Annotated in this window: 8 protein-coding genes and 1 riboswitch; of the genes, 7 read left to right on the forward strand and 1 reads right to left on the reverse strand. The window is 39.8% G+C overall.

Going from position 1 to position 13,794, the window contains the following annotated elements:
• Positions 1–257 precede the first annotated feature (257 nt).
• The 7 genes from ACSAJE_RS01020 (at position 258) to ACSAJE_RS01050 (ending at position 13,001) form a co-directional block, all read left to right on the forward strand.
• Positions 258–3,416, forward strand: a complete 3,159-nt coding sequence (locus ACSAJE_RS01020) for a type I restriction endonuclease subunit R (RefSeq protein WP_458009478.1) — start codon at positions 258–260, stop codon at positions 3,414–3,416.
• Positions 3,417–3,431: 15 nt separating this feature from the next.
• Positions 3,432–5,534 (forward strand): DUF262 and DUF1524 domain-containing protein, encoded by a 2,103-nt coding sequence (locus ACSAJE_RS01025; RefSeq protein ID WP_118690050.1) that lies wholly within the window; start codon positions 3,432–3,434, stop codon positions 5,532–5,534.
• A gap of 240 nt (positions 5,535–5,774) precedes the next feature.
• Entirely contained in the window at positions 5,775–6,497 is a 723-nt protein-coding gene (gene rpsB, locus ACSAJE_RS01030; RefSeq protein ID WP_022026253.1) for a 30S ribosomal protein S2, read from the forward strand.
• A gap of 30 nt (positions 6,498–6,527) precedes the next feature.
• A complete protein-coding gene (gene tsf / locus ACSAJE_RS01035) occupies positions 6,528–7,457 on the forward strand; it encodes a translation elongation factor Ts (protein WP_118690051.1) in 930 nt (309 codons plus the stop codon).
• A gap of 253 nt (positions 7,458–7,710) precedes the next feature.
• Positions 7,711–7,786: riboswitch (cyclic di-GMP riboswitch) on the forward strand.
• 219 nt (positions 7,787–8,005) lie between these two features.
• Entirely contained in the window at positions 8,006–9,064 is a 1,059-nt protein-coding gene (locus tag ACSAJE_RS01040; protein ID WP_118690052.1) for a GGDEF domain-containing protein, read from the forward strand.
• A 237-nt stretch (positions 9,065–9,301) separates the two neighbouring features.
• Positions 9,302–10,897 carry an aminotransferase class I/II-fold pyridoxal phosphate-dependent enzyme gene (locus ACSAJE_RS01045; RefSeq protein WP_458010041.1) on the forward strand — a complete coding sequence of 532 codons (1,596 nt, stop codon included), beginning with the start codon at positions 9,302–9,304 and terminating at the stop codon, positions 10,895–10,897.
• Between the two features lie 193 nt (positions 10,898–11,090).
• On the forward strand, positions 11,091–13,001 hold the full coding sequence (locus ACSAJE_RS01050; protein ID WP_458009479.1) for a diguanylate cyclase: 1,911 nt from the start codon (positions 11,091–11,093) through the stop codon (positions 12,999–13,001).
• A 162-nt stretch (positions 13,002–13,163) separates the two neighbouring features.
• Here ACSAJE_RS01050 and dtd read toward each other — a convergent pair whose 3' ends face one another.
• Positions 13,164–13,619, reverse strand: a complete 456-nt coding sequence (gene dtd, locus ACSAJE_RS01055) for a D-aminoacyl-tRNA deacylase (RefSeq protein ID WP_022026258.1) — start codon at positions 13,617–13,619, stop codon at positions 13,164–13,166.
• Positions 13,620–13,794: the final 175 nt, after the last annotated feature.

The raw sequence follows: 13,794 nt of genomic DNA on the forward strand, positions 1-13,794 counted from the left end.
TCTATAAGCCATCGTAAACCCGAATCGGACCAAGTATTCTTGAATCGGTCTGGGGGAACCTCGCACGCTTAATCTCGTAGCGACCAATCGCTCCTGAATTTGCCACCACTTCTCAAGAATTAGGCACAGATTGCCAATCCACGGAAGGTTCATAATCAAGAAACTCATGACTGGTAAACAAGATGCCTGAGACTTGACCTAAGTTGCTAAATTCTTGTTTACCATAAAAATATAACGCAAAATACAGGAGGTTGAACATGTCAAATTTATTTACAGAGGATACATATGAACAGGCAATTATTGAATTGTTTGAAAATATGGGCTATGACCACCTCTACGCTCCGGATTTTGATAGAGATTATACCAGTCCGCTTCTAGATTCTATTCTGAGAGATAGTTTGGTTCGTATCAACCGTGGTCTGCTTGTAGAAGCTATTGATGAGGCATTGGCCAAATTGAAGAATTTCGATACCGGAAGCTTGTTGCAGAAGAATATGATATTTATGGATTATTTGCAAAATGGCATCACGGTTAAGTTCTTTGTGAAGGGCGAGGAGCAATCATCTATTGTACGTTTGATTGATTACGCAAATGCAAAGAATAATTCTTTTTATGTGGTAAATCAGTTTACATTCCTTGAAAACGGAAATAACCGTCGTCCGGATATTATTCTATTTATTAATGGATTGCCTCTTGTTTTGATGGAGCTGAAGAGTCCGGCGAAGGATGAAGTGGGAGCGGAGAATGCATACCATCAGATTCGTAATTATATGCAGGATATTCCATCTATCTTTTATTACAATGCAATCTGTGTAATTAGTGATTTGTCTACGAATAAGGCTGGAACGATTACTTCCGGATTAGATCGTTTTATGGAATGGAAAACGAAAGATGGTAATTACGAAGATACTGCGTATGCGTCCTTTGAAACTTTTTATGAGGGTATGTTCCCAAAGGAACGTTTACTTGATATTTTGAAGAACTTTATTCTTTTCTCAGGCGTTAGCAATAGCCGTTTCAAAGTATTAGCAGGATACCATCAATATTTTGCAGTTCGCAAAGCAATCGAGAAAGCAAAGGTAGCAACTAAGACCGATGGTAAGGGTGGTGTGTTTTGGCATACACAGGGCTCTGGTAAGTCATTATCTATGGTTTTTTATGCACATTTATTGCAAGATGCATTAGATAGCCCGACCATTGTAGTTATGACAGACCGTATTGATTTGGATGATCAGCTTTATGCACAGTTCTCACAATGCGCAGATTTTTTGCGTCAGACACCGGTACAGGCAGAGAGCAAGGAACATTTGAAGTCACTTCTTGATGGCAGAAGTGCGAATGGAATCATATTTACTACGATGTTTAAGTTTGAGCGTGGAGAGAAAGCCTTATCGGAACGTAGAAATATTGTTGTTATGGCAGACGAGGCACATCGTGGGCAGTATGGTTTTGATGAGAAAATCGTTATGTCAGAGAATGAAAATGGTGAAAAGGAGGCACATACGGTAATCGGTAATGCCCGTGTTATTCATGATGCATTGCCGAATGCTACATTTATTGGCTTTACTGGTACACCGATTTCAGCTAAGGACAGAAATACTCGTGAAGTGTTTGGTGACTATATCGATGTTTATGATATGACACAGGCCGTGGAAGATGGTGCTACTCGTCCGGTTTATTATGAAAGCCGTGTTGTTCATCTAAAGTTGGATGAGAATACGCTGGCGTTAATTGATTCTACTTATGATGTCTTGGAACAACAGTCCGATGCGCAAACGATTGAGAAGAGCAAAAAGATGCTTGGTCAGATGGAAAGTGTACTTGGAGCGGATTCTACGATTGAATCTCTTTGTGATGATATTGTTGAACATTATGAAAAATATAGAGCAAATCTTTTGACAGGTAAAGCTATGATTGTGGCGTATTCTCGTCCGATTGCAATGAAAATTTACCGCCGTATTTTAAGAATCAGACCTACATGGACAGAGAAAGTAGGTGTGGTTATGACTGGCGGCAACAATGACCCGGAAGATTGGAAAGAGATTATCGGAACCAAAGCGCACAAGGAAGAGCTTGCAAGGAAATTTAAAGATAACAATGATCCAATGAAAATAGCTATTGTTGTAGATATGTGGCTTACCGGATTTGATGTGCCTTCTTTGGCTACTATGTATGTTTACAAGCCAATGCATGGATATAATTTGATGCAGGCCATTGCCCGTGTTAACCGTGTATTCAAGGATAAAGAAGGTGGATTGATTGTCGACTATGTTGGAATTGCATCAGCTCTAAAGACGGCAATGAAAGAATATACGAAGCGCGATCAGTCTAAATACGGTGACATGAACATTGCAAAGATGGCCTATCCGAAGTTTCAGGAAAAGCTACAAGTCTGCAAAGATTTGTTGCATGGCTTTGATTTTAGCGGGTTTGTAGGTGGTTCTCCGCTTACGATGGCTAAGCTCATTACAGGTGGTGTAAACTTTATTCTCGATGCAAGTGTACCAGAAAGAAAAGATTTGTTATTGAAGGAAGCTATGCTTTTGAAACAGTCGCATTCACTTTGTTCCAGTATGACAACAGAGCAGGAACGGCATGAAGCGGCTTACATGGAGGCTTTGCGATCTACGGTTATTAAGATCACTTATGGTGGTACCGGTGGAAAGAGCTTGTCGCTCACCGAGATTAACGATCAAATCAATGAACTTTTGAAAGCGGCAGTACAGAGTGAAGGCGTCATCAGCTTATTTGACAGCAGCAAGAGTGGTGGTGAAAATTTTAGCTTGTTTGATCCGGCTGTCTTGGATGAAATCTCTAGAATGAAAGAAAAGAATATAGCTGTTGAGATTTTGAAAAAACTTATGGCTGAGCAGGTAGCTCTTTACAAGAGAACAAATGTGGTGCAGTCACAAAAATTCTCAGAAAAGATAGCGCAACTGATGAACTCTTATTACAACGGATTAATCACCAATGAAGAAGTTATTAAAGAACTGTTGAAAACTGCGGAGGAAATTGCAAATCTCTACAAGAATGGTCAGAAGCTGGGGCTTTCGCAAGAAGAGCTGGCATTCTATGATGCCCTTACAAAACCAGACCATATCAAAGATTTTTACAAGAATGATGAATTGATTGCTCTGACAAGAGAACTTACAGAAATGCTTCGTAAGAATCGTACCATCGATTGGCAGAAAAAAGAAACAGCTAGAGCGCAGATGCGTAAGATGGTTAAAAGACTCCTTAAGAAATATAAGTATCCTCCGGAAGATTATGCTTTTGCAATAAGTACAGTAATTAGTCAGTGTGAGCTTTGGACAGATAATGCGGAACCACGAAAAGAGGAAAAGCTCTATAAATATGTGTCTGAAATAGAACTAAGCAAGGTGGCAGAAGATACAGTTTCTTACGGAGAAAAGTAGTAATGGAGGTGCGACATGGATGCACGTAAAGGCAATATCTATGAGATATTAAATGGAAATAAGCAGTTTTTGATTCCAGTTTATCAGAGATTTTACAGCTGGGATATTGATCAGTGTAAACGACTTTGGAACGATATTGTAGAGATGCAGAGAAAAGGTAAAGCGGGTCATTTTGTTGGATCTATTGTTAATATTGCTGAGCAAGCGATGCCAACAGGTGTTCAGAAGTATATGATTATTGATGGGCAGCAGCGAATGACAACGTTAACTCTTCTTCTCCTAGCTTTGCGCGATTATGCAATAAAGAATCCTAATGACACAACAATTAATGCTCGTCGTATAGATAATATGCTTCTAAAAAATGAGTATGAAAATGGTGATGAACGGTATAAGTTACTGCTAACCGAAACAGATAGGGATATTCTTATAAGCCTTGTTGAGAAAAAGCCAATTGCAGAAGGTACTCGATCAAGGTTGATTGAAAATTATAACTTTTTCGATAAGAAGCTAGCCGATAAAGAAATTCAGCCAGCAGAGGTATACGAATCAATTGGAAAATTACAGATTGTTAATATTACGTTAGACCGTACCGTAGATGATGCACAGGCAATTTTTGAAAGCTTGAACTCTACGGGTAAAGAACTTTTAGAATCTGATTTGATTCGTAACTATGTTTTGATGGGACTTGAGCCATCTGAACAAACTTATGTATATGAGCATCTTTGGCGGCCTATGGAACAACTGTTTATTTACGAAACGCAAGGATCTGTAATGGATGCTTTCTTCCGCCATTACTTGACCATGAAGTTTTCTCGTATTCCAAAGCAGGGACGTGTATATGAAGAGTTCAAGTTGTATCACTTGAACTGCGAATTTGGAAGTATTAGAGAACTTTGTCAAGATTTGCTGGAGTATGCAAAATATTATACTAATATTGTATTTAAGCGGAATTCTGACACGGATTTAAGGAGGTTATATGAAGATATTATTGATTTGAGAATGGAAGTATCTTATCCGTTCTTACTGAAGATTCATCATGACTGTACCGAAGGACTAATAACATCAGATGAGTTGAAGGAAATTCTGGAACTTTGTATTAGCTATGTTCTGAGACGTGCAGTTTGCGAAATTCCGACTAATTCGATGAATAAAACATTTGCAACGTTGAAGAATTATATTAAACCAGACGATTACCTGAATTCTGTTAAGGCATTCTTTGTAATGCAGGATACTTATAAAGAATTTCCAGATAACGATAAGTTTGAAGGTGCATTCGTAAACCGTGATATTTATAATATGCGTGCGAGAAATTATATTCTCAGTCGATTGGAAAACTTTGAAAACAAGGCTCCAATTACTATAGAAAATTACACCATTGAACATATTATGCCGCAAAACAAAAACCTTTCTTTGGAGTGGCAAACTAATCTTGGCCCTGAGTGGCAGGAGGTCCAGAAAAAATATTTACATACAATTGGCAATCTTACTTTGACTGCATATAATTCCGAGATGAGTGACAGGCCTTTTTTGGATAAGATGGATATGCTAGGTGGATTTAAAGAAAGCGCACTTAGGATTAATAAATATGTGGTTTTGCAGAATGAATGGAATGAGACACACATCCAAGAGAGAGCAAATGAATTAGCAAAGAAAGCAGAAGTTATTTGGCCATATCCTGCTTTAACAGCTACAGAACTAGCACCATATCAAGCAGAAGAAAAAACAGTGCAGAAGTATTCCTTAGAATCATATGATGTTAATGCCTTTACAAGGATGCTGTTTGAATCTTTGGATAAACGTATTATGAAATTATCTCCAAGGGTGAAGAAGGAATATAAAAAGTTGTATGTTGCTTATAAGCTAGATACCAATTTTGTTGATATTGTATTCCAGAAACAAAGATTGCGCATTTCGATTAATATGAAGTTTTCAGAGCTTAATGATCCTAACGGTATCTGCAAGGATATTTCAGGTTTAGGACGCTGGGGAAATGGTGACGTAGAATTGTTTATGGAGCATCAGGATGAATTAGATCAAATCATGGAAATTGTGAAGCAATCCTATGATGCACAGGCAGAAGGGGGAATAGATTGTGGTTTAGCGATTAACATTCTATAGGACTCAGCCACTTTTGTATAGTGATAGGTGTCACATCAATTGTAACCCTACAACGAAAAATAAAAAAATCAAAGAATCCCCTTGCATAGGGGATTCTTTTGTGTTATTCTATGCTAGTGTGTTTTTGCACGCAATAGAATCAATTAATCACATGTGCGGATTGCGCGAAGGTGCCTGACAGCTCAAGGTCTCGCGTTTGGAAGTACATGGAAGCAAAAAAACCAAATGGAGGTAAACAAAATGAGCGTTATTTCAATGAAACAGTTACTGGAAGCAGGTGTTCACTTCGGACATCAGACAAGAAGATGGAACCCTAAAATGGCAGAGTACATCTACACAGAGCGTAATGGTATCTACATCATCGACTTACAGAAGTCTGTAGGCATGGTTGATACAGCATACAATGCAGTAAAAGATATCGTTGCTAACGGTGGTAACATCCTTTTCGTTGGAACAAAGAAGCAGGCTCAGGACTCTATCAAGGCAGAGGCAGAGCGTTGTGGTATGTTCTATGTAAACGAGAGATGGTTAGGTGGTATGCTTACTAACTTCAAGACGATCCAGACTCGTATCAAGAGATTGAAAGCAATCGAGACAATGGCAGAGGATGGTACTTTTGATGTTCTTCCTAAGAAGGAAGTTATTGGCTTGAAGAAAGAGTGGGATAAGCTTGAGAAGAACCTTGGCGGAATCAAAGATATGAAGAAGATTCCGGACGCTATCTTCATTGTAGATCCTAAGAAGGAGAGAATCTGCGTTCAGGAGGCACATACATTAGGTATTCCTTTGATCGGTATCGCTGATACAAACTGTGATCCGGAAGAACTTGATTATGTAATTCCGGGTAACGATGATGCTATCAGAGCCGTTAAGTTGATTGTATCTACAATGGCTGATGCAGTTATCGAGGCTAATCAGGGTGTTTCTATGGATGACACAGAAGCAGCAGAGGATGCAGAGTAATCTTTAACAGGAAAATGGAGGACGAGTGAAATGGCAATTACAGCTTCACAGGTAAAAGAATTAAGAGAAATGACCGGTGCCGGCATGATGGATTGTAAGAAGGCACTGACAAATACGGATGGAGATATGGATGCAGCAGTAGAATGGCTCCGTGAGAACGGTTTGGCAAAGGCTGCTAAGAAATCCGGACGTATTGCAGCAGAGGGTATGGTTGCAGTTGACGTATCTGAGGATGGCAAGAGCGCATCTATCGTAGAGGTAAACTCTGAGACAGATTTCGTTGCAAAGAATGAGGTTTTCCAGCAGTATGTTAAGGAAGTTGCAGCACAGGCTAAGGTTACATCTGCAGCAAATGTTGAAGCTTTCTTGGCTGAGCCATGGGCAGCAGAGGCAGGACAGACTGTAGAAGAGAAATTAAAAGCTATGATCGCTAAGATCGGCGAGAACATGAACATTCGTCGTTTTGAGAAAGTTACGACAGATGGTTTAGTTGTTTCTTATATCCACGCTGGTGGTAAGATCGGTGTATTAGTAGTGGCCGACACAGACAGCGACAGCGATGCTGTAAAAGAGTGCTTGAAGAATGTAGCAATGCAGATTGCAGCTTTGAATCCAAAGTATGTATCATCTGATGATGTTGATGCAGATTACAAAGAGCATGAGAAACAGGTGCTTCTTGCACAGGCTAAGAATGATCCTAAGAATGCAGGTAAGCCGGATGAGATCATTGAGAAGATGATCATTGGTCGTCTTAACAAAGAGCTTAAAGAAGTATGTTTGTTAGAGCAGCCATATGTTAAGGCTGAGAACAAAGAGAATGTTAAGCAGTATGTTGAGGCTGTTGCAACAGCTGAGGGATGCAAGCTTAATGTTACAAAGTTCGTTCGTTTTGAGACTGGTGAAGGTCTTGAGAAGAAGGAAGAGGATTTCGCAGCAGAGGTTGCAGCACAGCTTGGCTAATCATTAGTCAGACCGGAAATGATCTTATTGAACAAGAGATCAATATGGTAAATGATACCCCATGAATGCATAAACGATATGTGTTCATGGGGTTTTTTACAATATAGGAAATTTTTCATTTTCTATATTGTAAAAAAACGCTTTGCAAAGATGCGACTGTCTTGTAGCCTGCGTCACAGGTTCTTATAGAGCGTGAAAGGTAAGAGTAAGCTCTTGACACGATATCATATCGTGGTAAAATAACAATATATTAACAATAATCGGGCAAAGCAGGTGAAAGTCTGTGACGCAAAGCTATAGGGCCTTTGAAATGGCAGCCAGTTGCACAAAGATGGAATTGGTTAAAAAGGGTGCAATGGTAGTGTGAATTGCATCTTTTTTCTTTATAGCGATTAAAGTATCAAAAGATAACTCAAACTTCGCACAGAAAAATGTTTAGTGTTCTATGACATAATAAGCAATATATGACGATATGATAATATTGGATGTGTATAGTTTGAACTTGTCAGAAGATAATGGCGTAATGTACAAAAGGGGGGAGTGAATTTATGGAAAATATTTTAGTTCAAAAATTAAAAGAATACAGAATGTTGTATATATTCTGCATGTTAGTACATATTGTTCTTGCTGTGGAGTTTAACCGCTTGCAGTTGTACGTGTTATTTGGATTTAATATTTGCAGTGTTATTATGTATTTTATGGGTACGATCTGCATGAGAAGAGAGAGGCATGTTAAATTTTGGCTGATCGCAGCATTTATCGAGATTATAGCACATGCGGTGCTGTGTAATCTTTATTTGGGATATGGATATGGTTTTTGGCTATATGTTGTTGCGCTGATTCCGGTAATCTATTATGTGGGATTTTCGAGTGACAGTTGGCAGAGGGGAGTAGGCAGCTATAATGCACTGACGATCATAGCAACGGTGATCACCGTTATATCGTGCTTTGTGTCCAGAGAAAGTAATTTAGTATCGAGTGCTTTCCATGTTTTGTCAATTCGCGTTCTTGCCATTAATTTGTCGATGTGTATGGCAATGTTAATTTACGAGACGATGTTGTTTGTGTATGCGATCAAAGAGCTGTTTCAAAATCTTCAAAATAAGAATGAAGATCTGCAATTTTTAGCTAGTTACGATGCATTGACCAAGCTTCGCAATCGTCGCAGCATGGGAAAAGTGATGGAGCAGTATGAACAAGATGGAACACCGTATTGCATGATACTAGGAGATATTGATGACTTTAAGCGTATTAATGACACTTATGGTCATACATGTGGGGACATTGTACTGCAAAAGATTGCAGAGATCATACAAACCCTGGTAGAACCATATGGTGTGGCATGTCGATGGGGTGGAGAGGAGATTTTGATTTTGCTACATGGTACGCCGGAGGAGGGATTAAAACTTGCGGAACGTATGCGCGAGACAATCGCACAGACAGCAGTTATGTACAAGGGAATACGAGTAAAGGTGAGTATGACCTTTGGCTTTGGCAGTGGTGCAGAAAGCAGGATGATTGAGAAACTTGTCACAGTAGTAGATGCCAGATTATATATTGGCAAAGAAAATGGAAAAAATCAAGTAGTGTCTAAAAGTTCAATTTAATAACAAAATTGAACTTTTCCCCGCAATGAGTTTAAGAAAAAACAAAGATCTGCATTGCTTTTGAACGTCGGGTGTGCTATTATAGCAACATATTGAAGTTCGAGACAGCAGAAATGACATAAAATTGAACTTTTTTACATATAATGTTCTGCAAATTGAACTCGGTAGATAAATAAAAGATTAGATAGCAGTGTAGCAGTTTCGACTGTGGAATTGCACCTGGAGAAAGGAATGAGAATGTTTATGGAACGGACGTTTGCAGAACGGCTGCAAGACGCTATGAGACAGCGCGGGTTCAAGCAGGTAGATCTTGTACGCGAAGCGGATAAATATGGCGTCAAGCTTGGAAAGAGCCATATGAGTCAATATGTGAGCGGAAAGACAGTGCCGCGAGCGGAAATTCTTTGCTTTCTGGCAAACTGTCTGCAGGTAGACGCAGACTGGCTTTTGACGGGAGAAGGAGACAGCCGGATGGTAGAAGGAAATACCATCCATAATGTGGGCGAGAAAAACACCGCTCGTAAAGCAGAAGACAGAGAGAGTGCAGAAGGAAAAATTGAGGGGAAAGTATCCTGGAAAGGATCAACTCAAAATAGAGTGAAATCAGGAGGAAGTATCATGAGAGAGTTTATGAAGTCATCCAAATTAGATAATGTATTATATGATGTAAGAGGACCGGTTGTTGAGGAAGCAAATCGCATGGAGGATGCCGGGACACAGGTTCTTAAATTAAATATAGGAAATCCTGCACCGTTTGGTTTTCGTGCACCGGATGAGGTGATCTATGATATGCGCAGACAACTTGCAGACTGTGAGGGATATTCGCCGGCAAAAGGAATGTTTTCGGCTCGAAAGGCGATCATGCAGTATGCGCAGTTGAAACATATACCAAATGTTGCTATAGAAGATATTTATACGGGAAATGGTGTTAGTGAACTGATCAATCTCAGCATGTCTGCTTTGCTCGACAGTGGGGATGAAGTGTTGGTGCCATCACCGGATTATCCATTGTGGACAGCGTGTGTGACGCTGGCAGGAGGTACTGCCGTGCATTACTTATGCGATGAGCAGTCAGAATGGTATCCGGATATTGAAGATATCCGCAAAAAGATCAATGACCGCACAAAAGCGATTGTCATTATCAATCCGAACAATCCGACCGGAGCACTCTATCCGAAAGAAGTGCTGCAGCAGATTGTAGATGTAGCGAGAGAACATCAGATCATGATCTTTTCGGATGAGATTTATGACCGTTTGGTGATGGATGACGAAGAGCATGTTTCAATCGCATCACTGGCACCTGATCTGTTCTGCGTGACGTTCAGCGGCTTATCAAAATCGCACATGATTGCCGGTTTCCGTGTAGGCTGGATGGTTTTAAGCGGCAACAAGGCGATGGCAAAAGATTACATTTTGGGCTTAAATATGCTTTCTAATATGCGCTTGTGTTCGAATGTTCCGGCACAGTCCATTGTTCAGACGGCACTTGGCGGCCATCAAAGTGTGCAAAATTACATTGTGCCGGGTGGGCGTATTTATGAGCAGCGAGAGTATATTTATAAGGCGCTCAATGACATCCCGGGAATTACTGCTGTCAAACCAAAGGCTGCCTTTTATATTTTTCCTAAAGTAGATACGAAGAAGTTTAATATTGTGGATGATGAAAAATTTGCATTGGATCTGCTTCGGGATAAGAAGATTTTGATCATTCATGGCGGTGGATTTAACTGGAGTGAGCCGGATCACTTTCGTGTGGTATATCTTCCTCGGATTGAAGTGTTGGAAGAATCCATTCATAAGATGGAAGAATTCTTTAGTTATTACCATCAATAATTATGTGCCTGCAGGGTGATCGTAGCAAATTTTAAACCTTAAAATTTGTAGTAGTTTTTTCAAAAAAAGTGTTGTATAATTAGTCAGATAATATGTGATCTGATATAGGAAATCTATGTACGAAATCATATTCGTATATTCTTTTCTATATTGAGTGATGGGTGGCAGATGCACTATTAGAAATGAGGAAAATATGAAGAAAAAGACGGTTGCCGTTTGTATGGCAAATATTGATGAACAATATAATGATGTCTTTTTACACCGGTTTCGTAAATTTGCGGAAGAAAATGACATTAATCTGCTTTATTTTTATTCGTTCAGTGCGTTTTATTTTATGGATTCGCATGATATCGGAGAGCGGAAAATATATCGTTTGATCAACTATGATATCTTAGATGCACTGGTTATTTTTCCAGTGACTATTTTGGATGATGATATCTTAACCGGGATTGTGAATGATGCAAATCAAAAGGGTATCCCGGTTATAGCAATTGATCGTGAATTAGAGGGATGTATCAGTGTTTGCATTGATGATCTTGAAGCAATTTATAAGATTACATCGCATATGATCGAAGAGCATCATGTGAAGAATATTAATTTTATTGCAGGATGCAAAGGAGAAAGCTGCTCAGAAGCTCGCATTGAAGCGTATAAGAGAGCTCTGCAAGATCATAATTTGGAAGTGGACGAGCGGCGTATTGACTATGGCGATTTTTGGAATGGGCCAACCTTAGAGGCTATGCAGCGGTTTGTTGATAGTGGTATTCCTATGCCGGAAGCGGTGGTGTGCGCCAATGATGTTATGGCATTGGCAGTGGAAGAGTTTTTGGAGCAGCGTGGTTTTCAGGTGCCGCAGGATATTATGATCACCGGTTATGATGGCATCCCGGAGGCTGTCAATCATCAGCCGCATATTGCAACGGCAGGGCGTGATATCACAGAAGTGACACGACAGGTGTTTGACATTTTGAAAGAGCTTTTTGACGGCAAGACATTTCCGGACAATTATATTCATAAGATTGATGCAAATCTACAATTGTACGGAAGTTGTGGATGCGAGAGAGAAACGGTCAAGAATCAGAATGCTTTGGTTCATTCGTTGTGCTTATGGCAGGCAGAGATGAAGTATTTTATGATGGATCAGATCCGTATGTCAGCGTCACTTACAAAGGCAACGAACTTTGCTGAAGTGTTTGATGGTATTATGCAGTCAACGGCTAAGTTAAACGACGAATATATCATGATATGCATTGTGGATAATTTCATGGACGAGGAAGAATTTTCCGATATTGTGGAGAATAGTATGGCACAGCATACCGGATATTCCTCGCGAATGAATCGTGTACTATACCGCAAACATGGTGTATGGCAGGGAATGATCGATTATAATACAAATGATCTTTTGCCGGATCTGGATGAGATTTTGGACGACTGTGGAAGTCTTTGCTTCTTTCCGCTGCACATTCATGCGCAGACGGTAGGTTATGCTGTTATTTCGATTGATGAAGATACAGCTGACATTATTCGTTATTATGAGTTTTTCTTGAATGTGTGCAATGCATTAGATATGTCCAAGACACAGCGGAGACAGCAGACGATCATTGAGAACTTAGAGAATAAATATGTCCATGATCCGTTGACAGGTTTGTTTAACAGACGTGGTTTTTATATGAATATCAAATCAGACTTTGAGAAGTGTGTAGAGGAGCAGCAAAAGTTCAAATTGCTTTCGGTTGACTTAAACGGTCTGAAGGTGATCAATGATACGTATGGCCATGCAGATGGTGATATTGCAATATCGACGATTGCGAAGGCTCTGCAGGCATCTGGCGGAATGAATGACTGCTGTGCAAGATTTGGCGGTGACGAGTTTATTGTTGCCGGTCCGGAGAATGATAATGACACCGGAGAGTTGTTGATCGAGAAGGTGCATCGATATCTGGACGAGTTTAATGCATCTTCCGGTAAGCCATATCAAGTAGATGCAAGTATCGGATTGGTTTCTTTGAAACCGGATCGATCAATTTCGCTAGAGGAGATTATTAAAGAAGCAGACGAGAGGATGTATCGCGAGAAAGTAAAATATCATAAACAACGTCAGTAATTGTGTCATTTATTGTTTATGTGTAAGGAAGCTGCAGAGTTTTTGAAATAAAGTGAATGATATAAGAGGTCGTATTCCATGGAATACGACCCCTTTTTGAAAAGCCGAAATATTACCGCTATGAAACCCACACTTATTGTTTTCGGAAGATCCGTAAAATGATTAACACCCGAGTAGTTCCTTTGAATCTAATACAATGGTGAAAGGACCGTTGCCAACCAGCGATACATGCATATGTGCACCAAAAGATCCATGTTGTACGACATCACAGTAATCGTTTGCTTTGGTAAGCATGTATTCATAGAGAGCTTTTGCGTGCTCCGGTTTACCGGCTTCCATGAAGGAAGGGCGATGGCCCTTTTTACAGTTGGCATATAAGGTGAATTGGGAGACGAGAAGCAGTTCGCCGCCAACATCGGAGAGTGATAGATTGGTTTTTCCGCTTTCATCGTCAAAAATACGCATTTTGAGTGCCTTATCTAGCATTTTGTCTGCTATGTCTGTGGTATCTGTGTCACTGACTCCCACAAGGATCAGAAGCCCTTTGCTGATCCTGCCAATGATAGCCTCATCGACGGTTACTTTTGCTTCATCAACACGTTGTATCACTAATTTCATATTTTTTCTGCCTTTCTTTTTTTCTCAAACTTCGCACTTCAAAAATTATCATGTTGTCACATATTGCTTATTATGTCAACAATAAATATAGTATTTTGCAGCCGATAAGCTAACTTGTTCTGCCTGCAGAGAACTAAGATAATTGCCGCAGAACGCAGAGTTTTTGCGTGATTTC

The organism is Jutongia sp. SJQ-6 (assembly GCF_054161275.1).

Bases quoted from the DNA above. Each gene is read 5' to 3' on its own strand.
- ACSAJE_RS01025 (WP_118690050.1), top strand. From the start codon at position 3,432: ATGGATGCACGTAAAGGCAATATCTATGAGATATTAAATGGAAATAAG.
- rpsB (WP_022026253.1), top strand. From the start codon at position 5,775: ATGAGCGTTATTTCAATGAAACAGTTACTGGAAGCAGGTGTTCACTTC.
- ACSAJE_RS01045 (WP_458010041.1), top strand. From the start codon at position 9,302: ATGTTTATGGAACGGACGTTTGCAGAACGGCTGCAAGACGCTATGAGA.
- ACSAJE_RS01040 (WP_118690052.1), top strand. From the start codon at position 8,006: ATGGAAAATATTTTAGTTCAAAAATTAAAAGAATACAGAATGTTGTAT.
- ACSAJE_RS01050 (WP_458009479.1), top strand. From the start codon at position 11,091: ATGAAGAAAAAGACGGTTGCCGTTTGTATGGCAAATATTGATGAACAA.
- dtd (WP_022026258.1), bottom strand. From the start codon at position 13,619: ATGAAATTAGTGATACAACGTGTTGATGAAGCAAAAGTAACCGTCGAT.
- tsf (WP_118690051.1), top strand. From the start codon at position 6,528: ATGGCAATTACAGCTTCACAGGTAAAAGAATTAAGAGAAATGACCGGT.
- ACSAJE_RS01020 (WP_458009478.1), top strand. From the start codon at position 258: ATGTCAAATTTATTTACAGAGGATACATATGAACAGGCAATTATTGAA.